Annotated in this window: 16 protein-coding genes; 9 read left to right on the plus strand and 7 right to left on the minus strand. The window is 53.4% G+C overall.

What is annotated here, in order from left to right; translation table 11 throughout:
- The first annotated feature begins 4 nt into the window (after positions 1-4).
- The 4 genes from trmH (at position 5) to LF929_RS20600 (ending at position 6,517) form a co-directional block, all read left to right on the plus strand.
- Positions 5-697 (plus strand): tRNA (guanosine(18)-2'-O)-methyltransferase TrmH, encoded by a 693-nt coding sequence (trmH, locus tag LF929_RS20585; protein ID WP_012886710.1) that lies wholly within the window; start codon positions 5-7, stop codon positions 695-697.
- Entirely contained in the window at positions 697-2,778 is a 2,082-nt protein-coding gene (gene recG, locus LF929_RS20590) for an ATP-dependent DNA helicase RecG (protein ID WP_226092839.1), read from the plus strand. Before trmH ends, recG begins: the two co-directional genes overlap by 1 nt.
- 202 nt (positions 2,779-2,980) lie before the next feature.
- Positions 2,981-4,369: an NCS2 family protein gene (locus LF929_RS20595; protein WP_016942715.1), complete on the plus strand. Its 1,389-nt coding sequence runs from the start codon at positions 2,981-2,983 to the stop codon at positions 4,367-4,369.
- A 396-nt stretch (positions 4,370-4,765) separates the two neighbouring features.
- Entirely contained in the window at positions 4,766-6,517 is a 1,752-nt protein-coding gene (locus tag LF929_RS20600; RefSeq protein WP_226092838.1) for an AsmA family protein, read from the plus strand.
- Positions 6,518-6,599: 82 nt separating this feature from the next.
- Here the strand turns inward: LF929_RS20600 and fabY are convergent, their stop codons facing one another.
- The 4 genes from fabY to typA form a co-directional block, all read right to left on the minus strand.
- A complete protein-coding gene (gene fabY / locus LF929_RS20605; RefSeq protein WP_038909375.1) occupies positions 6,600-7,541 on the minus strand; it encodes a fatty acid biosynthesis protein FabY in 942 nt (313 codons plus the stop codon).
- 89 nt (positions 7,542-7,630) lie between these two features.
- Positions 7,631-8,068, minus strand: a complete 438-nt coding sequence (gene dtd, locus LF929_RS20610; protein WP_038906080.1) for a D-aminoacyl-tRNA deacylase — start codon at positions 8,066-8,068, stop codon at positions 7,631-7,633.
- A gap of 7 nt (positions 8,069-8,075) precedes the next feature.
- Complete coding sequence (gene yihX / locus LF929_RS20615; protein ID WP_226092837.1) at positions 8,076-8,687, minus strand: glucose-1-phosphatase; 612 nt, start codon at positions 8,685-8,687, stop codon at positions 8,076-8,078.
- Positions 8,688-8,907: 220 nt separating this feature from the next.
- Positions 8,908-10,731, minus strand: a complete 1,824-nt coding sequence (gene typA, locus LF929_RS20620; protein ID WP_016942711.1) for a ribosome-dependent GTPase TypA — start codon at positions 10,729-10,731, stop codon at positions 8,908-8,910.
- Positions 10,732-11,105: 374 nt separating this feature from the next.
- Here typA and glnA point away from each other — a divergent pair, with 374 nt between their 5' ends.
- From glnA to LF929_RS20640, 4 genes are all read left to right on the plus strand, one after another.
- Positions 11,106-12,515, plus strand: a complete 1,410-nt coding sequence (gene glnA / locus LF929_RS20625) for a glutamate--ammonia ligase (protein WP_038906082.1) — start codon at positions 11,106-11,108, stop codon at positions 12,513-12,515.
- 206 nt (positions 12,516-12,721) lie between these two features.
- Positions 12,722-13,771, plus strand: coding sequence for a nitrogen regulation protein NR(II) (gene glnL / locus LF929_RS20630; protein WP_033568900.1), 1,050 nt, complete (start codon positions 12,722-12,724; stop codon positions 13,769-13,771).
- 8 nt (positions 13,772-13,779) lie between these two features.
- Positions 13,780-15,192, plus strand: a complete 1,413-nt coding sequence (glnG, locus tag LF929_RS20635) for a nitrogen regulation protein NR(I) (RefSeq protein ID WP_012886721.1) — start codon at positions 13,780-13,782, stop codon at positions 15,190-15,192.
- Positions 15,193-15,360: 168 nt separating this feature from the next.
- Positions 15,361-15,483, plus strand: coding sequence for a YshB family small membrane protein (locus LF929_RS20640; protein WP_012886722.1), 123 nt, complete (start codon positions 15,361-15,363; stop codon positions 15,481-15,483).
- A 145-nt stretch (positions 15,484-15,628) separates the two neighbouring features.
- Here the strand turns inward: LF929_RS20640 and hemN are convergent, their stop codons facing one another.
- Both hemN and yihI read right to left on the minus strand, forming a co-directional pair.
- Complete coding sequence (gene hemN / locus LF929_RS20645; RefSeq protein ID WP_038906083.1) at positions 15,629-17,002, minus strand: oxygen-independent coproporphyrinogen III oxidase; 1,374 nt, start codon at positions 17,000-17,002, stop codon at positions 15,629-15,631.
- A gap of 181 nt (positions 17,003-17,183) precedes the next feature.
- Complete coding sequence (gene yihI, locus LF929_RS20650; protein ID WP_038906084.1) at positions 17,184-17,717, minus strand: Der GTPase-activating protein YihI; 534 nt, start codon at positions 17,715-17,717, stop codon at positions 17,184-17,186.
- Between the two features lie 223 nt (positions 17,718-17,940).
- Between yihI and yihA the strand changes: the two genes are divergently transcribed.
- Positions 17,941-18,585, plus strand: a complete 645-nt coding sequence (gene yihA, locus LF929_RS20655; protein WP_038906085.1) for a ribosome biogenesis GTP-binding protein YihA/YsxC — start codon at positions 17,941-17,943, stop codon at positions 18,583-18,585.
- Between the two features lie 473 nt (positions 18,586-19,058).
- Here the strand turns inward: yihA and polA are convergent, their stop codons facing one another.
- Positions 19,059-21,845, minus strand: coding sequence for a DNA polymerase I (gene polA, locus LF929_RS20660; protein WP_226092836.1), 2,787 nt, complete (start codon positions 21,843-21,845; stop codon positions 19,059-19,061).
- Positions 21,846-21,934: the final 89 nt, after the last annotated feature.

Below are 21,934 nucleotides of genomic sequence, written 5' to 3' on the forward strand. Positions count from 1 at the left end.
AGTTATGACCCCAGAACGTTATACGCGTATCCGCGAGATGCTTAACAACCGTCAGCCTGATCTGACCGTGTGCATGGAGCAGGTACATAAGCCTCACAACGTATCCGCCGTTATCCGTACCGCTGATGCCGTTGGCGTACATCAAGTGCATGCCGTGTGGCCCACCAGTCGCATGAAAACCCTGGTGTCTACCGCGGCAGGCAGCAACAGTTGGGTTCAAGTCAAAACCCACCGTACGATTCAGGACGCTGCCCGCCATCTGAAAACGCAGGGGATGCAAATTCTGGCGACCAATCTGTCCGCCGACGCGGTCGACTTCCGCGATGTGGATTACACCCGCCCGACCTGCATCCTGCTTGGACAGGAAAAAACCGGTATCTCTGGCGAGGCGTTGGCTCTCGCGGATCAGGACATCATCATTCCGATGATCGGTATGGTGCAGTCGCTGAACGTGTCGGTAGCTTCCGCCCTGATTCTGTATGAAGCGCAACGCCAGCGTCAGTTGGCAGGGATGTACCAGCGCGAAGACAGCCCTTTGGATGAGGAAGAGCAACAACGCCTGCTGTTTGAAGGGGGTTACCCGGTACTGGCCCGCGTCGCCAAACGCAAAGGGCTGCCGCGCCCACATATTGACCAGACCGGCCAGGTGATTGCCGATGCGCCCTGGTGGGCGGCGATGCAATCCACGGAGCAATAATGGATAGCCGCCTGCTGCATACCCAGCCGTTGAGCACCCTTGCCGGCGTCGGGGCCAGCCAGGCGGAAAAACTGGCCCGTCTTGGTCTGGAGACGGTGCAGGATCTGCTGCTACATCTGCCACTTCGCTACGAAGACCGCACCCATCTTTATCACATTAACGATTTGTTGCCCGGCATGTACGCGACGGTAGAAGGCGATGTGTTGCGCAGCGATATCACCTTTGGCCAACGCCGGATGCTGACCTGCCAAATCAGCGATGGCAGCGGCATGCTCACGCTACGCTTCTTTAATTTCAACGCCGCCATGAAAAACAGCCTGTCGCCGGGCCAACGCGTACTGGCCTATGGGGAAGTACGACGCGGCAAACTGGGCGGCGAGATGATCCATCCGGAATACCGGGTGCAGGGCGAAAGCACGACGGTTGAGTTGCAGGAAACGCTGACGCCGGTTTACCCCACAACAGAGGGCGTGCGGCAGGCAACGCTGCGTAAGCTGACCGACCAGGCGCTGAAACTGTTGGATACCCATCCGATTGACGAACTTCTGCCCCAGGAAATGCGCCACGGACTGATCAGCCTGCCAGATGCGTTACGCACCCTGCACCGCCCACCACCGAATGTAAAGCTGGCGGAACTGGAGCAAGGGAAACACCCGGCACAACAACGTCTGGTCATGGAAGAGCTGTTGGCGCACCACCTGAGTATGCTGGCGGTGCGCGCGGGTGCACAACGCCACCGGGCGCTGGCGCTGGATACCAAAGACGACCTGAAGCAACAACTGCTGGCCGCGCTGCCGTTCAGCCCTACCGGCGCGCAACAACGGGTGGTGGCAGAAATCGAACAGGATATGAATCAGCCCTTTCCGATGATGCGTCTTGTTCAGGGCGATGTCGGCTCCGGTAAAACACTGGTCGCGGCGTTGGCGGCGTTGCGGGCCATCGCTCACGGCAAACAGGTGGCGTTGATGGCACCAACGGAATTGCTGGCTGAGCAACATGCCGCCAACTTCCGTCGCTGGTTTGAGCCACTGGGTATTGAAGTGGGCTGGCTCGCAGGCAAGCAAAAGGGTAAAGCGCGGCAAGCCCAGCAGGAGGCTATCGCCAGCGGACAGGTTTCGATGGTGATCGGCACCCACGCTATTTTTCAGCAACAGGTTCAGTTCAGCGGCCTGGCGTTGGTGATTATCGACGAACAACACCGATTTGGTGTACATCAGCGGCTGGCGTTATGGGAAAAAGGCGAAGAGCAGGGCTTCCACCCTCACCAGTTGATCATGACTGCCACACCGATTCCCCGCACACTGGCAATGACCGCCTATGCCGACCTGGATACCTCGGTCATCGATGAGCTGCCACCGGGCCGCACACCGGTAACCACCGTCGCCATTCCCGACATCCGCCGCGCCGACATCATTGAGCGGGTACGCCATGCCTGTCTGCAAGAGGGGCGGCAGGCATACTGGGTTTGTACTCTGATTGAAGAATCCGAACTATTGGAAGCGCAAGCGGCCGAAGCGACCTGCCAGGAACTAAAAGCCGCGTTACCCGACCTCACGGTTGGTCTGGTGCATGGCCGGATGAAAGCGAAGGAAAAACAGGCCGTCATGGAGGCATTTAAAGCCAATCAACTGCATTTGTTGGTCGCGACGACCGTGATTGAGGTAGGTGTGGATGTGCCGAACGCCAGCCTGATGATCATCGAAAACCCGGAGCGACTGGGGCTGGCGCAATTGCATCAATTACGTGGCCGCGTCGGCCGTGGGGCCATCGCCTCCCACTGCGTGTTACTGTACAAATCACCACTGAGTAAAACCGCGCAAATGCGGCTTCAGGTTCTGCGCGACAGCAACGATGGCTTCGTCATCGCCCAGCGCGATCTGGAAATTCGCGGACCCGGCGAACTGCTCGGCACCCGTCAGACAGGTAACGCCGCTTTCAAAGTGGCGGATTTACTGCGCGATCAGGCACTGATTCCGCAAGTCCAACGAGTCTCGCGCCATATCCATGAGCACTACCCGGAACATGCCAGAGCACTGATCGAGCGCTGGCTGCCAGAACGCACCCGTTATACCAACGCCTGATAACATAGAAAGCGTTTTTATTGCGTTGCCCTTATCCCGTTGTTGTTACCCCTATCCTTAATAAAGGGATTGTGCCCCAGTTAGGTTTATCTGTTTGCGGCGATGATTCCCGGCGATAAGTAAATCCCATCCCGCAATCGATTGCTTTTACACAGCAGATGATTAAAATGCGTTTTTTGCCGTTCAGGAGCGCCCCGCTATCATGAGTCTTTCCACCACCGAGCTACCCCAGACTGACGCCGTTACCCCGGCAAACAGCGAGCTGATTTACCGTCTGGAGGATCGGCCTCCTTTACCGCAGACGTTATTCGCCGCATGCCAGCACCTGTTGGCGATGTTTGTTGCGGTCATCACCCCGGCGTTACTGATTTGTCAGGCGTTGGGCCTGCCAGCGCAGGATACGCAGCACATCATCAGCATGTCGCTGTTCGCTTCCGGTCTGGCTTCTATTTTGCAAATCAAAACCTGGGGACCGGTCGGCTCTGGCCTGTTATCCATTCAGGGGACCAGCTTCAACTTTGTTACCCCGCTGATTATGGGCGGTATGGCGCTGAAAAACGGTGGCGCGGATGTACCGACGATGATGGCGGCGCTATTCGGCACGCTGATGGTAGCCTCTTGCACCGAAATTCTGCTGTCACGCGTTTTGCACCTGGCTCGCCGCATTATTACACCGCTGGTTTCCGGTATCGTCGTGATGATCATCGGCCTGTCACTGATTCAGGTTGGCCTGACATCAATCGGCGGTGGTTTTGCTGCCATGAGTAACCACACGTTTGGGGCACCGAAGAACCTGCTGCTGGCAGCCGTCGTTCTGGTGGTGATTATCATCCTGAACCGCCAGCGTAACCCTTATTTGCGCGTGGCATCGCTGGTTATCGCAATGGCCGTCGGTTATCTGGCCGCCTGGCTGATGGGTATGCTGCCGGAAAGTACTGGCACATCCAACCACTCGCTGATTAACGTCCCCACCCCGTTGTACTATGGCCTTGGTTTTGACTGGAATCTGTTGATCCCGCTGATGCTGGTATTCATGGTGACCTCGCTGGAAACCATCGGTGATATCACCGCCACTTCCGATGTCTCCGAACAGCCGGTCAGCGGCCCGCTCTACATGAAGCGCCTGAAGGGCGGCGTACTGGCTAACGGCCTGAACTCTTGCCTGTCTGCCGTGTTCAATACCTTCCCCAACTCCTGCTTTGGGCAGAACAATGGCGTGATTCAACTGACCGGGGTTGCCAGTCGCTATGTCGGTTTCGTTGTAGCATTGATGCTGATCGTACTGGGGCTGTTCCCGGCGGTGAGCGGCTTTGTGCAGCATATTCCAGAGCCGGTTCTGGGCGGCGCAACTATCGTCATGTTCGGTACTATCGCCGCGTCTGGAGTACGAATTGTCTCCCGCGAGCCGCTTAATCGTCGCGCTATTATGATTATCGCGCTGTCGCTGGCTGTTGGTTTGGGTGTCTCCCAGCAGCCATTGATTTTGCAGTTCGCACCAGACTGGTTGAAAACCCTGCTGTCATCAGGCATTGCTGCGGGCGGTATCACAGCAATCGTGTTGAATCTGGTGTTCCCTCACGAAAAAGAGTAAAGCGCGCTTCCAGAAATTTTTCCTCTTACGTGATAATAAGGGCCGATGGCGGTATACCCTAAATAATTCGAGTTTCAGGACAAAACGCGTTGGCCCTTCAGGGCAAGGCTCATTGAGCCTTGTAACGCGGCAAGGGAGAGACAAATTCGTCGGGAACGAATTTGACCAGCCAAAGGCTGGCCTCTGGTGAGAGACAGGATGTCTCTCATTTCATCCCGATGAGCTTACTCAGGTAAGTGATTCGGGTGACTGAGCGCAGCCAACGCACCTGTAACTTGAAGTATGACGGGTATAACATCGGCCCTTATTTATTGTCTGTAATAAGTTACCTGTTGAGATGACTGGATAATTACGGCATAACACGATCATCCCTTGCGAATGGCGCGGACTTAAGCAATGAAATTTATCGGGAAACTTCTTCTCACACTGCTGTTACTGGCGCTACTGGCTGTGGTGGTGCTGTATGTCCTGGCCCAGACTGAATGGGGAGCCAGGCATATCAGTCAGTGGGTTAATCAACGTACCGAATACCACGTGTCATTCAGAAAGATGGCGCATGAGTGGTCTTCGCCCGGCAGTATTCAATTGCTGGATGTCAGTTTCGGCCACAAAAACCAACCGGTAACACTGGTCGCGCAACGTGTCACGGTGGGGTTCAGCGTACGCCAGATTACCGACCCTCGTCATTTTTCCAGTCTGGTGCTGGAAGGCGGTACCCTCAATCTGGGACAGACCGATTTCACCTTGCCGATTGAAGCCGACGTTCTGCAATTGAAAACCATGGCGCTGCATGCACAAGATGGCGACTGGCGTCTGAAAGGCGAACAGGTCACCGGGGGGATAACCCCGTGGCAGCCGGAGCCAGGCTACCTTTTGGGTAAGAAAGCCGCTTTCCAGCTTAGCGCCCACTCTTTACTGCTTAATGATCTGCCAGCCAGCAAGGTCTTGGTACAAGGTCAGTTTGCCAACCAGCAACTGACGCTGGAGAATTTCGGTGCCGACGTGGCGCGTGGGGAACTGACGGGAAATGCATCCCGAGCGGCGGACGGCAGTTGGCTGGTCAATAATCTGCGACTGAGCAATGTCCGGTTGCAAACCCGACAGTCGATGGCAGATTTCTGGCAGCCCGTTACTCGTCTGCCCGCCGTCACCGTTAATCGTTTTGACCTGATTGATGCCCGAATCGAAGGGCAAAACTGGGCATTTACCGATCTGGACGTCACCCTGCAGAATGTGACATTCCGGCAAAACAGCTGGCAGAGTGACGACGGCTCGTTGTCATTCAACGCCACCGATATCGTCAATGGCAACATGCATCTGGTTGACCCTATCGTCAGTCTGGATTTGTCAAAACAGGGTGTGAACATCAAACAGTTCTCCACCCGTTGGGAAGGCGGCCTGCTACGCACCAGCGGCAACTGGCAGCGCGACAATCAACGACTGACGCTCGATGAGCTGGTGGTCGCTGGCATGGAATACACACTACCGGAGGACTGGCGCCAACGCTGGCAACAAACGCTACCTGACTGGCTGTCAGAAGTGGAACTACGGAAATTCAGCGCGAACCACAACCTGCTGATTGATATTAACCCCGCGTTCCCGTTCCAGCTCACCGCCCTGGACGGCTTCGGCAATAATCTGCTGCTGGCACGTAACCATCAGTGGGGTGTGTGGCAAGGCACGTTGAACCTGAATGCCAGTGACGCCACCTTCAACAAGGTGGATGTTCGTCGTCCCTCACTGGCGTTAAACGCTAACGACAACCAAATCACGTTAACGGACCTGAGCGCGTTTACCCAAACCGGCTTACTGGAAGCCAAAGCAGTGATTGCGCAACAGCCCGCGCGAGCATTTACGCTGGACCTGAACGGCAAAGCCGTCGCATTTGATATTCTGACGCGCTGGGGCTGGCCAACACCCGCCAACGCCCCCACCGGCAACACCAATCTGCAGTTACATCTGAATGGTCGACTGGAAGCGGCAAGCCCGCTTAAACCGACACTCAGCGGTACGCTGCAAGGTATAGACAGCGCCGGACACCCCATTAATCAGGCAATGCATCAGGGCACAGTGGCAGACAGTGCGCCCGCCGCCCCCCCGGTATCTTCCGAACCGGCCTCGACACCAACAGCGCCTGTCGCACAGTAAGCACCAAGGCGCATAAACACAAACAGCCACCGTCATGGTGGCTGTTTCATATTCGTCGTCATCGCTTATCGCCGACGTTGCATTAACGAATGGCGGAACCGCCTTGCTCCAGCGATTCATTCTGATCTGGCGGCAACACAATGTAGGTACCATCAAATACGGCACCTTTTTTATCATTGCCGAACAGTTCTACCTGTAACTGAACCCGTGCTTTACGGCCACGAGCCAACCGGTCCAAATCACCACTCAGCGATCCTAAATCCGCCACCGCGCTGGGACGACCGGTTACCGGTGTGCTGTAGCGAATATGCGCATCCGCCAGAATAATGGTGCCGCCAAGTTGCCGTTCGCGCAGCAGCAACCAGATAAGCCCCCACCCGGTCAGGGTCGCCAGTGAAAACATGCTACCGGCAAACAGCGTATGGTGCGGATTCTGGTTCCCCGTTTCCGGCATCGTGGTAATAAATTTCTGACCGGTGTACTGGCTGATGCGTACACCCATTTTTTCACTCAGCGGGATATGGTTGTACCATGCCTGCTGTAGCTGACCACACCAGTCTGGGCGATGCAGAATGTCATCCAACGTTGCCACCGGCTTAATCATCAGAAAATGACGCACCGGTGTGGTCATCGGCGTGGTAATTTCACCCTGATTCACAAAACCAAGGCGGGAAAAAAACGCCATCGCATCCTCGCGGGCGCTACATACCACCCGCTTTACGCCTTCCTGACGCGCCACCGACTCCAGCGCCATCGCCATCAGGGTTCCAAGCCCTTTCCGCTGAACATCCGGATGAACCGCCAGAAAACGTATCGATGCTTCATTTTCAGCATTGATTGAGAGACGGCCAACCGCCACCAAATGACCTTGCCCATCGACAATGGTTTGATGGTGCGCCAGCGCATCATAGGCATCCCGTTCGGAGCCAAGTGGCTGATGCAGCGGTTTACGCAACATTTCCCAGCGAAACTGGTAATAAGCGTCCAGCTCTTCAGCGCTTTCCGGTACTCTCAGGTAGTACATAACCGCCCCTTCTCAACACATACTCATATTGCAGCTCGCAGCGTAATATCGCTGCTTAACCCGGCAACCAGGCCAGACCTGTCGCTAAACTATACCTGCAGCCAAAACGTCACAGGCCCGTCGTTCACCAGAGAAACCTGCATGTCTGCGGCAAAACGACCGGTTTCCGTCGTCAGGCCATGCTCACGGCATTGACCGACAAAATACTGATACAGGCGATCAGCCTCTGCCGGCGCGGCACCACGGGAAAAACTGGGGCGCATTCCTTTTTGCGTATCCGCCGCCAGCGTAAACTGCGACACCACCAGCACACTGCCACCAGCTTGCTGAACATTCACATTCATCTTGCCGTTATCATCACTGAAAATCCGATAGCCGATCACCTTTTCACATAAACGGGTTGCCTTTTGTTCATCATCGCCCTGCTCTACACCCAGTAAAACCAACAGCCCGTGGTTTATCTCCCCGACTATCGCTCCTTCTACCGCCACACTGGCGGAGGAGACTCGCTGAATTAATGCGATCATAACGGCCTTACGACTCCTGCTTAAAAACCTGGCTGGCAAAAAAATCCGGCACCACCTGCCGATCACTGACCAGAATAGAACGGATGCCCAGTGCATTTGCCGCGTCTACATTGGCAGCATTGTCATCAAAAAAGAGCGCATCACTGGCTGCAAATCCCTCTTCGCGCAACACATGATGGTAAATCGCCGCTTCTGGTTTTCGCATACCGATATCCTGAGACAAATAAATCCTGTCGGCGGCTTGCTGTACTTCGGGGTATTCGCCCGGCCAGAATTGACAGTGCAGGCGATTGGTATTGGAGAGTATTACCACGCGATGGCCTTCCTGCCGCAACCGATGCATGATGTCGATCACATCTTTGCGCACACCGATGAAAATTGCCTGCCAACCGGTCGAAAACTGCTCAAAACTGAGTGACATCCCCAACTCATGGCACAGCCGCGACGCAAATTCTTCATCGCTGATTTCACCACGTTCGTGCAGCTCAACGGTGTGTCCCAACTCAAAACGCTTACGCAAGGTCGCCAGCGGTGCGCCGCTCAGATTGCTCCACACCCCCAGAACACGATTGAAGTCGATATCGATTACGACGTTACCTAAATCAAAGATATACAGCATGAGTCCTCCAGACAGGCCAGTAGGGTTTTCACTGTAGCGAGAAAAATCCGTGCTGAATAGGGAGGATAAGCAGGATCATAATAAGGTTATGAAGGAGGCAGGCCAGACGCAAGCGCAGGGGACAACGGTCTGAAAAAACAAAGGCCCCATAAAGGGGCCTTATCGCAAGGCAGCGCGGTCAAGTACCGCATTCCGCCTGATGTATCACTAAGATAGTGAATTATTCTTCTTTGGCAGAGCGGTTAGCACGACGACGATCGTTTTCCGTCAGGTGACGTTTACGCAAACGAATCGAGGTCGGCGTCACTTCAACCAGTTCATCGTCATCAATGAACTCCAGCGCCTGCTCCAGCGACATTTTCACCGGCGGTACCAGTACGGTAGCTTCGTCAGTACCGGAAGCACGCATGTTGGTCAGCTTCTTACCGGTCAGACAGTTAACAGTCAGGTCGTTAGAACGTGTATGAATACCGATGATCTGGCCTTCGTACACTTCAGCGCCGTGACCCAGGAACAGCTTACCGCGCTCCTGCAAGCTAAACAGCGCATAAGCAACTGCTTTACCCTGGCCGTTAGAGATCAACACACCGTTCTGACGCTGGCCGATTTCACCCGGACGGATGTCATCATAGTGACTGAAGGTGGAGTACAGCAGACCGGTACCGGAGGTCATGGTCATGAACTCGGTACGAAAGCCGATCAAGCCACGGCTTGGGATTACGTAATCCAGACGTACGCGACCTTTGCCGTCTGGGATCATGTCACGCATTTCGCCTTTACGCAGACCCAGCGCTTCCATCACCGAACCCTGATGCTGCTCTTCGATATCCACGGTCACCTGCTCGAACGGCTCCTGACGGCGGCCATCGATGGTACGGAAGATAACTTTCGGACGGGATACCGCCAGTTCGAAACCTTCACGACGCATGTTTTCGATCAACACGGACAGGTGCAGTTCACCACGGCCAGATACACGGAACGCATCCGGATCTTCGGTTTCTTCCACACGCAGCGCCACGTTGTGCACCAGCTCTTTACGCAGACGATCCAGAATCTGACGTGACGTGACGTATTTGCCTTCCTTGCCGCAGAACGGCGAGGTGTTAACGCAGAAATACATGGTCACGGTCGGTTCGTCCACCGACAGTGCCGGCAACGCTTCCACGCAGGACGTATCGCAGATAGTGTCGGAAATGTTCAGTTCACCCAGACCGGTGATAGCAATGATATCGCCCGCTTCTGCCAGTGAACTTTCAATACGCTGCAAACCCAGGTGGCCCAGCACCTGGCTCACTTTACCGTTGCGTACTTTGCCTTGGCTGTCGATGATGCTGACCTGCTGGTTCGGTTTCACCACGCCGCGTTTAATACGGCCGATACCGATAACGCCAACATAGTTGTTGTAGTCCAACTGGGAGATCTGCATCTGGAACGGACCGTCGAGGTCGACATTCGGCGCTTCAACGTGTTTCACGATGGCTTCAAACAGCGGGGTCATGTCTTCGGCCATATCGTTATGGTCCAGACCGGCGATACCGTTCAGCGCGGACGCATAAACAATCGGGAAGTCCAACTGCTCGTCGGTAGCACCCAGATTAACAAACAGGTCGAACACCTGATCAACCACCCAGTCAGGACGAGCGCCAGGACGGTCAACCTTATTAATGACAACAATCGGCTTCAGGCCATAGGCAAAAGCTTTCTGGGTCACGAAACGCGTCTGCGGCATCGGGCCGTCCATCGCGTCTACCAGCAGCAGTACAGAGTCCACCATGGACATCACGCGTTCTACCTCGCCGCCGAAGTCGGCGTGCCCTGGGGTATCCACGATATTGATGCGGTAGTCATTCCAGTTGATGGCGGTATTTTTAGCGAGGATGGTAATTCCGCGCTCTTTTTCCAAATCATTGGAGTCCATAACACGTTCAGTGGCGTCATTACGCTCACCCAACGTACCGGACTGTTGCAGCAACTTATCAACCAGGGTTGTTTTTCCATGGTCAACGTGCGCAATAATAGCGATGTTACGCAAATTTTCGATCACAGCTTTGCCTCAGGCATTTTAGAAATAGCGCGCTATTGTACACGTATTAATCGAGCGACTGAACAAGATCACAATCATCTTCCACAAACAACCTGCGAATTACGGGTCTGTGATCCCTTTCACGGTGCAATAAAGCAGCACCCCACAAACTCAGAGCACCAATTAAGTGCAATAACACCAAAATGGTGCACACTTTTGGTGCAGTTAACTATCTTGGTGCAGTTCAGGAGGAGACAAAAAACCAGCAGGAACGCTGTTTAGAACTATTATTTAAAGTTGGCACAGTTTTAGCTATATGTTTTGTACGGTAACAACATCATTCCACAACGATATTCGTTCCACGACGATAAATGACACAATCGGGAGAACCAAGTATGTCAGTAGAACACGTTTTGACGATGCTGAATGAGCATGAAGTGAAGTTTGTTGACCTTCGCTTCACGGATACCAAAGGCAAAGAACAGCACGTCACTATTCCGGCCCACCAGGTTAACGCTGACTTCTTCGAAGACGGTAAAATGTTTGATGGTTCCTCGATTGGCGGCTGGAAAGGCATCAACGAATCCGACATGGTGTTAATGCCGGACGCGACTACTGCGGTTATGGATCCGTTCTTCGAAGAACCGACTCTGATCATCCGTTGTGACATTCTGGAACCGGGCACCATGCAGGGTTATGACCGCGACCCGCGCTCCATCGCTAAACGCGCTGAAGACTTCCTGCGCTCTTCCGGTATCGCTGATACCGTACTGTTCGGGCCAGAGCCGGAATTCTTCCTGTTTGATGACGTACGTTTCGGCAGCAGCATCTCCGGTTCTCACGTTGCTATCGACGACATCGAAGGTGCCTGGAACTCCAGCACCAAATACGAAGAAGGCAACAAAGGCCACCGTCCGGCTGTGAAAGGCGGTTACTTCCCAGTTCCGCCGGTAGACTCTGCGCAGGACCTGCGTTCCGCCATGTGTCTGACCATGGAGCAGATGGGCCTGGTAGTTGAAGCGCATCACCACGAAGTAGCGACCGCTGGTCAGAACGAAGTGGCTACCCGCTTCAACACCATGACCAAGAAAGCCGACGAAATCCAGATCTACAAATACGTCGTACACAACGTGGCACACGCTTTCGGCAAAACCGCAACCTTCATGCCGAAACCGATGTTCGGCGATAACGGTTCCGGCATGCACTGCCACATGTCTCTGGCTAAAGACGGTACTAACCTGTTCTCCGGCGACAAATACGGCGGCCTGTCTGAAACCGCGCTGTACTACATCGGCGGTGTTATCAAACACGCTAAAGCAATCAACGCGCTGTCCAACCCGACCACCAACTCCTACAAACGTCTGGTCCCGGGTTACGAAGCGCCGGTTATGCTGGCTTACTCTGCCCGTAACCGTTCTGCCTCCATCCGTATTCCGGTGGTATCGAGCCCGAAAGCACGTCGTATCGAAGTGCGCTTCCCGGACCCGGCTGCTAACCCGTACCTGTGCTTCGCTGCACTGCTGATGGCTGGTCTGGACGGCATCATCAACAAGATCCACCCGGGCGATGCCATGGACAAGAACCTGTACGATCTGCCGCCGGAAGAAGCGAAAGAGATCCCAACCGTAGCAGGCTCTCTGGAAGAAGCGTTGAACGCGCTGAGCGCAGACCGCGAGTTCCTGACCCGTGGTGGCGTATTCACTGACGACGCTATCGATGCTTACATCGAACTGCGTACTGCTGAAAACGACCGCGTTCGCATGACGCCGCACCCGGTTGAGTTCGAACTGTACTACAGCGTGTAACCTCCTACGCGCTTGACGGCAGGACGAAGAAAATGATGTTCATACTGCCGTCAGATAGTTGTTTTTTATTTATGTTTATTTTTGTTGCCGTGGAAACTTTTCAGCCCATCTTCGGATGGGCTTTTTTCTCCACAAGACATATTACCGTTGCGACTTAAACTACAATCGAGAATAGTGTGCACTAAAATAGTGCGGGAGTCTGCGTTATGGCAACAGGCACGCTGCCCGATGCTGGGCAGATCCTTAATTCTTTAATAAACAGCATCTTGTTGCTGGATAAAGATCTGGCTATTCACTACTCCAACCCAGCGGCGCAACAACTTCTGGCTCAAAGTTCACGTAAACTGTCTGGAACGCCCCTGCCGGAGCTGCTCGGTTACTTTTCGTTAAATCTCGACCTGATGCGGGAAAGCCTCGACTCTGGGCAAGGTTTTACCGATAACGAAGTCACCATCGTGGTAGATGGTCGGGCACATATTATGTCGCTGACAGCTCAGCGCATTCAGCACGATTTTATCCTGTTGGAAATGGCGCCGATGGATAACCAGCGCCGTCTCAGTCAGGAACAGCTACAACATGCCCAGCAACAGGCGGCTCGCGATCTGGTACGCGGTCTGGCGCATGAAATCAAGAATCCACTTGGCGGCCTGCGTGGCGCGGCACAGTTGCTGTCCAAAGCCCTGCCGGACCCGGCGCTGATGGAATACACCAAAGTCATTATCGAACAGGCAGACCGCCTGCGTAATCTGGTAGACCGTTTGCTTGGCCCGCAACAGCCCGGGCTGCATGTCACCCAAAGCATCCATCAGGTCGCCGAACGGGTATTCCAGTTAGTCTCGATGGAAAAAGCCGACAACGTGACGCTGGTGCGCGACTACGACCCCAGCCTGCCGGAATTGATGCACGACCCGGATCAGATTGAACAGGTCTTGCTGAACATTACTCGTAACGCCATGCAGGCGCTGGGAGAGGAAGGCGGCACCATCACCATCCGTACCCGTACCGCGTTTCAGCTGACGCTACATGGCGTGCGCTACCGTCTGGTGGCCCGTATCGATATCGAAGACGACGGCCCCGGCGTGCCAGCCCATCTGCAAGACACGCTGTTCTATCCCATGGTGAGTGGTCGTGAAGGCGGCACCGGGTTGGGTTTGTCGATTGCCCGTAACCTTATCGATCAACATTCCGGAAAAATTGAATTTAACAGTTGGCCAGGTCATACCGAATTCTCGGTGTATCTGCCCATTCGCCAGTGAGGTTCACGATGCAACGAGGGATAGTCTGGATTGTCGATGACGATAGCTCCATCCGTTGGGTGCTTGAACGTGCGCTTACCGGGGCGGGATTAACCTGCGCAACCTTTGATAACGGTACCCAGGCGTTAAACGCGCTGACCACGCAAACACCGGATGTCCTGCTGTCCGATATCCGTATGCCCGGTATGGACGGGCTGGCATTGCTGCAACAAATCAAACAGCGCCACCCGATGCTGCCCGTTATCATCATGACCGCGCATTCCGATTTGGACGCAGCGGTTAGCGCTTACCAGCAAGGGGCTTTCGATTATCTGCCCAAACCGTTCGACATTGATGAAGCGGTAGCGCTGGTTGAACGCGCCATCAGCCATTACCTGGAACAGCAGCAACCGGTACGCAGTCAGCCCATCAGTGGGCCGACCACCGATATTATCGGTGAAGCACCGGCAATGCAGGATGTGTTTCGAATTATCGGTCGTCTCTCACGCTCATCAATAAGCGTACTGATCAACGGTGAATCAGGCACCGGTAAAGAGCTGGTCGCCCATGCATTACATCGCCACAGCCCGCGCGCCAAAGCCCCTTTTATCGCGCTGAATATGGCGGCAATCCCTAAGGATTTGATCGAATCAGAACTGTTCGGCCATGAAAAAGGTGCATTTACCGGGGCGAACCAAATTCGGCAAGGGCGTTTTGAGCAGGCGGATGGCGGAACACTGTTCCTTGATGAAATCGGCGACATGCCGCTGGATGTGCAAACCCGCCTGTTACGCGTACTGGCTGACGGTCAGTTTTATCGTGTCGGCGGCTATGCAGCCGTGAAAGTGGATGTGCGCATTATCGCCGCCACGCATCAGAATCTGGAATTGCGGGTTCAGGAAGGCAAATTTCGCGAAGACTTGTTCCATCGTTTGAACGTGATTCGTGTTCATTTACCGCCGCTGCGTGAACGTCGGGAAGATATTCCACGTCTGGCGCGCTACTTCCTGCAGGCAACGGCTAAAGAACTGGGTGTCGAACCGAAAAACCTGCACCCGGAAACTGAAGCAGCGCTCACCCGTTTACCCTGGCCGGGTAACGTGCGCCAGCTTGAAAATACCTGCCGGTGGCTGACGGTGATGGCGGCGGGACAGGAAGTGCTGATTCAGGATCTGCCGCCGGAGCTGTTTGAAACAACAGCGCCAGACGCTACCGTACATGTCATGCCCGATAGCTGGGCGACGCTGCTGGCACAGTGGGCTGACCGTGCGCTGCGTTCCGGTCATCAAAACCTGTTGGCCGAAGCGCAACCGGAAATGGAACGCACACTACTGACAACCGCGTTACGCCATACGCAAGGGCATAAACAGGAAGCAGCAAGGCTGCTGGGCTGGGGGCGAAACACGCTGACGCGTAAGCTTAAGGAACTGGGCATGGAATAACGGCGCTCTGCCGTTTTCCCGTTACCGTTCATCACAAGGAACAGCGCCCACGGATGGGTTGCGTTATGAAACCCACACATCTGCAATTTACGTCATCATGGATATATTTTGTACTTTACTTGCGCCGCGCCAGCAGTATGATCATGTCGCTGACTGGAGAGGGTAACCATGCTGGAATCCATTTTTTCTGCCGTAACGCACGGCGCTGAGATCAGTAGTGCGATGGGTCCATCATCGCAAACTGCGATTGCAGCCGTGTTGTGCGCAGCACTGATCAATTTCTTCAGCTAACACACGCTGACACAATAAGAAAAGAGCCAGTCATACGACTGGCTCTTTTCTTTTATCTCTAACCCCTTCCCATCTACCATAACAAGGTCATGCCAGATTCGGTGGCCAACACATTTTCGATTCCCGCAGGAATTACCCGGTGGAATTAAATGACTCGGGAAAATTGGCGCTCACGCATTTTGTTGCGGAAATACACATCAAAACACATACAAATATTACGAATAAGCAGCCGTCCTTTCGCCGTCACCCGAATACCGTCGGCCTGAATCTCCACCAGTCCATCCTGGGCCATCGGTGCCAACAATGCCAGGTCCTCACGGAAGTAATCGCCAAATGACAGGCCATAAGCCTGCTCAATCGCCGCAAACTCCAGTTGGAAATGACAAATCAGCGCTTTAATGACATCACGGCGAATACAATCATCACGAGTCAGGGACAAACCGCGCCACAATGCATGACCACGTTGTTCAACATCCGCGTAGTACAGCTTCAATTCTTTTTGGTTCTGCGCATAACTGTCGCCAATCATACTGATGGCAGACACGCCCAACCCCAGCAAATCGGTATCGCCTTGTGTGGTATACCCCTGGAAATTACGGTGCAATTTGCCTTCGCGCTGCGCTACCGCCAGCTCATCATCTGGCCGGGCGAAATGATCCATACCGATGAACTGATAACCCGCTGCCGTCAGGCTTTGAATGGTCTGCTGCAAAATAGCCAGTTTTTGTTCCGCATCCGGCAGATCCGCTTCTTTAATTTTTCGCTGTGCGGCAAACAAACTGGGTAAATGGGCATAATTAAATACGCTCAGGCGATCCGGGCGTAACTCGGCTACCCGTTGTAAAGTAAAAGCAAAACTGTCCGGCGTTTGTTTTGGCAGACCATAAATCAGGTCGATGTTGGTCGAGGTAAACCCTAACGTCTTGGCCCGCTCAATCAGCGCAAAAATGAACGCTTCATCCTGCTCGCGGTTAACCAGCCGTTGCACCTCTTTATTGAAATCCTGCACGCCCATGCTAAGGCGGTTGAATCCTTCGGCGCGCAAATGATCGAGCACATCCAGTTCAATTTCCCGCGGATCCACTTCCAGCGACATCTCGGCGTGCTCAGAAAAATGGAAATGCTGGCGAAGCAGCGCCATCAGCCGACTAATCTGTGCTTTATTCAGGAACGTGGGCGTTCCGCCGCCCCAATGCATTTGGGTGACCGTACGATTGGCAAATAACGGTGCGCGTTGATGAATTTCCAGCGCCAGCCGATCGAGATACTCATCGGCTTTATGCAGTTGCCGGGTTACCAGTTTATTGCAACCACAGAAGTAGCACAGGCGGTGACAAAACGGGATATGCAGATACAACGACAACGGGCGGTGGGGATAACGGGCCACCGCCTGGGCAAACGCCGCATCGTCATAGCTGTCGCTGAATTCCAGCGCGGTAGGGTAGGAAGTGTAGCGTGGCCCCGAATAGTTATATTTCTGGATCAGGGATAAATCCCAGTCGATAGTCTGTTCGGACATAGAGCTCACTCCTTCCTGTAACCGGTCCTTGCCGTACGACGCCGGGGCAACCGATGCTGCCCAGCCAATACGGCACGCTGTAATCTGCCTTTCCGTTTCGACAGACACCACAGTTTAACCAACAGGCCACCCAAAAAACACAGAACCAACAGGGTTATGAGCAGAAACAGCGCTTTTAACATTAATAACCGTCTTTCGGATTACCACGACGAAGCAGTTGCAGCATATCTTCTTCCTGCTGTTCATCTTCGTCGTCATCGTCCAGGCTAATCCCCAGCTGTTCCATCAGGATATCAATGCGATCCAGCGTTTCATCCAGCCAGGACTGTTCTTTAGCTGGCAATGTTTCACCTTTCTCGAGCCTGTCCAGCAGGTCATCAAGACGCGGATCATTTTCCAGCATCTCCAGTTCTTCCTGTGGTGACAGGCGAACCGGTTTCTCTTTCGGCATAGTTACCGGTTTGGTCGGCGCAACGGCGCTTTCCGGCAGCAGCGCTACCGGCTTTTTACTGCCAATACGCGGGTCTTTACCTTGACCAGAGGAGGCATTGTGCTGATGACCACCAGACGGCTGCGCACGGCTGCCTGCGGCATGACCACGGTGTTTTTTCTGGCGTTTGCGATCGCGAGCTTCAAGATCCAACTGCTCGCGACTTTTTCTTTTGGCCTTTGGAGCAGGAGCTTTGCGTCCCGCCCCTTGTGATGGTTGTTTCATAGCGTCAATCTCAGGTTCGGATGAGCAAATATAAGGAGAATTGCGGCGGAATCTAGCAGAAAGCATACCAATAAAAAAGTGCTCCAGGCGCTCTGTACCAGTTTTATTTTTTCAGTCTGTTACCGCGCTAACACCCCGTACAAAACAGATAAACGCCGCCTTTCTCATCCGTTACAGGTATAATCAGCTATATAAAACCGTGATCCAGACAGAGAAGCACACTGTGACCCAGCAATACAACTATCATGTGACCCATTTTGTCACCAGCGCGCCGGACATTCGTCATCTTCCTGCCGACAGCGGTATTGAAGTCGCGTTTGCCGGCCGCTCCAATGCGGGAAAATCCAGCGCCCTCAACACGCTGACCAACCAAAAGAGCCTGGCCCGTATCAGTAAAACGCCTGGTCGTACCCAGCTCATCAACCTGTTTGAAGTCGCTGAGGGAGTACGTCTGGTCGACTTGCCTGGTTACGGCTATGCCGAAGTACCAGAAGAAATGAAACGCAAATGGCAGAGAGCGCTTGGCGAGTATCTGCAAAAGCGTAACTGTCTGAAAGGGCTGGTGGTATTAATGGATATCCGTCATCCGCTCAAAGATCTGGACCAGCAGATGTTGGAATGGGCTGTTGATGTCGGGTTGCCGGTACTGGTGTTACTGACTAAAGCAGACAAACTGGCTCAGGGAGCCCAGAAATCCCAGCTAAACATGGTGCGGGAAGCCGTGTTGCCCTTTATGGGAGATATTCAGGTTGAGACGTTTTCTTCGCTGAAAAAAACCGGTGTAGATAAATTACGTCAGAAATTAGATAACTGGTTCAGCACATTACCCCCCGCCGATGAGTCCTCTCTTGCCGAGTCTGAGCAGTAACGTCTCCATCAAGAATGGGCGAGCATTTCTGAAATGCCATCCTTGTCCACACCACTACCGGCAAATTTTTTTGCCGGTAGCATAAGCGTTGGTTATCCCGAAAATTTATTATCAGAACAATAAAAAACGCCCCGGTCAGAAACCTGACCAGGGCGGCTAACATTCAGCCAAATCCGATTACGTGAAGTAAAAGGTCTGAAAGATAGAACATCTTACCTCTGTACCCTACGTGTTTAACTCTACTCCATTTCTTTTCTGGAAAAAAGCATTTTTTGTTGTTTAATTTCATAAAAAATGGCGATGAATTAAACAAACCCAAACCAGGTCACACAATCATGTAGCTTAATTACAGAATCACCCATACCCCAGCCGAAAAAACTAACAGAGAAAGGAAAGCGCGATTTCTGTCGGCATTTACAGCTAAACGCCCGATAAATCACGAATGCGTCAGACCCATTTTTTCACCGAAGACATTAATGGGCCTGATCCCAGTTACTACCGGTACCGATATCCACCTGTAATGGCACATCCAACTGCATGCAGCCTTCCATCAGGTTACGAATCTTCGCACTGACCTCATCCAGTACAGAGTGGTGCACTTCAAACACCAATTCATCGTGTACCTGCATCAGCATCGTTGCCAATGGTTTTTCCTGCTGTAACCAGTCATCAATGGCAATCATCGCTTTTTTAATGATGTCTGCGGCGGTTCCCTGCATCGGTGCGTTGATAGCAGCCCGCTCTGCGGCTTTACGGCTCATGGCATTACGGGAGTGAATATCCGGCAGGTAGAGACGTCGGCCATCCAGCGTGGAGACATACCCTTGCTCTGCCGCCTGCTGGCGAGTGCGCTCCATGTATTCCTGTACCCCTGGATAGCGCTCAAAATAGAGATTCATGTATTTCTGCGCTTCATTACGCGCAATGCCCAACTGGCGGGACAAACCAAAAGCACTCATACCGTAAATCAGGCCAAAGTTGATGGCTTTGGCACTGCGGCGCTGTTCCGTCGTCACTTTATCAAGCGGCAAACCGAATACTTCGGCAGCGGTAGCACGGTGAATATCCAGACCTTCGGAAAACGCCTTCAGTAATCCGGCATCCCGCGATAGATGCGCCATAATGCGTAACTCTATCTGCGAGTAGTCAGCCGCCAGAATTTGGTATCCTTGCGGAGCAATGAACGCCTGACGAATACGGCGCCCTTCTTCATTACGCACGGGAATGTTTTGCAAGTTAGGATCACTGGAGGACAGACGCCCCGTAGCCGTTACCGCCTGGTGATAGGAGGTATGCACCCGTTTAGTCAACGGGTTAATCATCTGCGGCAACTTATCCGTGTAAGTCGATTTCAGTTTAGCCAACTCACGATGTTCTAAAATTAACTTCGGTAGCGGATGATCCAGCGCCAGCTCAGCCAGCACTTCTTCATTGGTCGAAGGCGCGCCTTTCGGCGTTTTCTTAATAACCGGCAACTGCATCTTTTCGTACAGAATGGCGCCTAACTGTTTAGGCGAAGCCAAATTGAAAGCCTCACCCGCCAGCTCATGGGCCTGAACTTCCAGTTCCGCCAGACGTTGCGTTAGCTCCTGCGAGTGTTCGGCCAGAATCGTGGTATCGATCAGCACACCAGTGCGTTCCATACGAGACAACACTGGCACCAGCGGCATATCGATATTCTTGAATACCTTGCACAGATCCTGTTGCGGTTCCAGCTTCGCCCATAACGTTTCATGCAAACGCAACGTCACGTCAGCATCTTCCGCAGCATAAACCGCCGCCGGCTCCAGTGGGATCTGATTAAAAGTTAACTGATTCTTGCCCTTACCAGCAATCTCTTCAAAGGTGATGGTCTTATGCTGCAGATAGCGCTCTGACAGGCTATCCATATCGTGCCGACCCGCCACACTATCAAGCACGTAGGATTCCAGCATGGTATCAAACACAATCCCGCGCAGATCAATACCGTAACGAGCCATCACGCCTTTATCGAACTTCAGGTTTTGCCCGATCTTACCGATGGCTTCATTTTCCAGCAGTGGCTTTAATCGCGCTAACACGGTATCTCTATCCAACTGTGTCGGCGCATCGAGGTAATCATGGCCTAATGGCAGGTAAGCGGCTTCACCGGGTTTGATAGCCAGAGAGATACCTACCAGATTAGCCGTTAGCGTATCGAGGCCATCGGTTTCGGTATCAAACGAAAACAGACCAGCAGCTTTAATTCTGGCAATCCAGTCCTGCAAGGATGACTCATCCAGAATGGTCACATAACCATCCTGAGACAATACGCTGGACGCCTCTTTAGGTGCATCTTCAGTGTCTGGTTTCACAAACGGTACCGCAGCCGGACTCTTTTTACCGCCCTGCAACCATTTGCCATCTTCCACATCTGCCAGCCAGCGTTTGAATTCATAACGGGCGAATAACTCACGCAGTTCCGTTGCATCCGGCTCATTCACCGTCAGTTTTTCGCAACCGAGCTCCAACTCGACATCGGTTTTAATCGTCGCCAGCTGGTAAGAAAGGTAAGCCACGTCTTTATGCTGCTCAAGTTTCGCAGCCATGGTTTTAGCACCACGGAAGGTCAGGCCAGCAATCTTATCCAGATTGCCATAGAGCGCATCCAGCCCCCCCACACCTTGCAGTAATGCCTGAGCAGTTTTCTCACCCACACCAGGCACGCCGGGAATATTGTCGGAGGAATCCCCCATCAGCGCCAGAAAATCGATAATCAGAGAGGGAGGAATACCATATTTGGCACACACCTCATCCGGCCCCAGAATAGTGTTATTCATGGTGTTGATCAGGGTTATCTGCGGCGTCACCAGTTGGGCCATATCTTTATCGCCAGTGCTGATCAACACAGGTTTACCGGCACGCTCCGCCTGCTGTGCCAGTGTCCCAATCACATCGTCAGCCTCAACACCGGAAACAGAAAGCAGCGGCAACCCCATCGCTTTCACCATACGATGTAATGGTTCAATCTGCGCACGCAGATCATCCGGCATCGGCGGGCGATGAGATTTGTAGTGTTCAAACAAGTCATCACGAAATGTCCTCCCCTTCGCATCAAACACCACCGCCACATGGCTGGGATGATACTGCTGCAACAAACTACGCAGCATATTGAGCACCCCGTACATCGCCCCGGTCGGCTCGCCAGCAGCGTTAGTCAAGGGAGGGAAGGCGTGGTAAGCGCGGTAAAGGTACGATGAACCGTCAACCAGAATGAGAGGGTTTTCTGCTATTTGAACCATGATTTTTCGTGATCGTTATTTTCTGCCATGGGGGTAAGGATGCCATAGCTGGCAGTCAGAGACGAATACTAACGATCGTTCATTACGCT

This window comes from Dickeya oryzae (assembly GCF_020406815.2).
GTDB lineage: Bacteria > Pseudomonadota > Gammaproteobacteria > Enterobacterales > Enterobacteriaceae > Dickeya > Dickeya oryzae.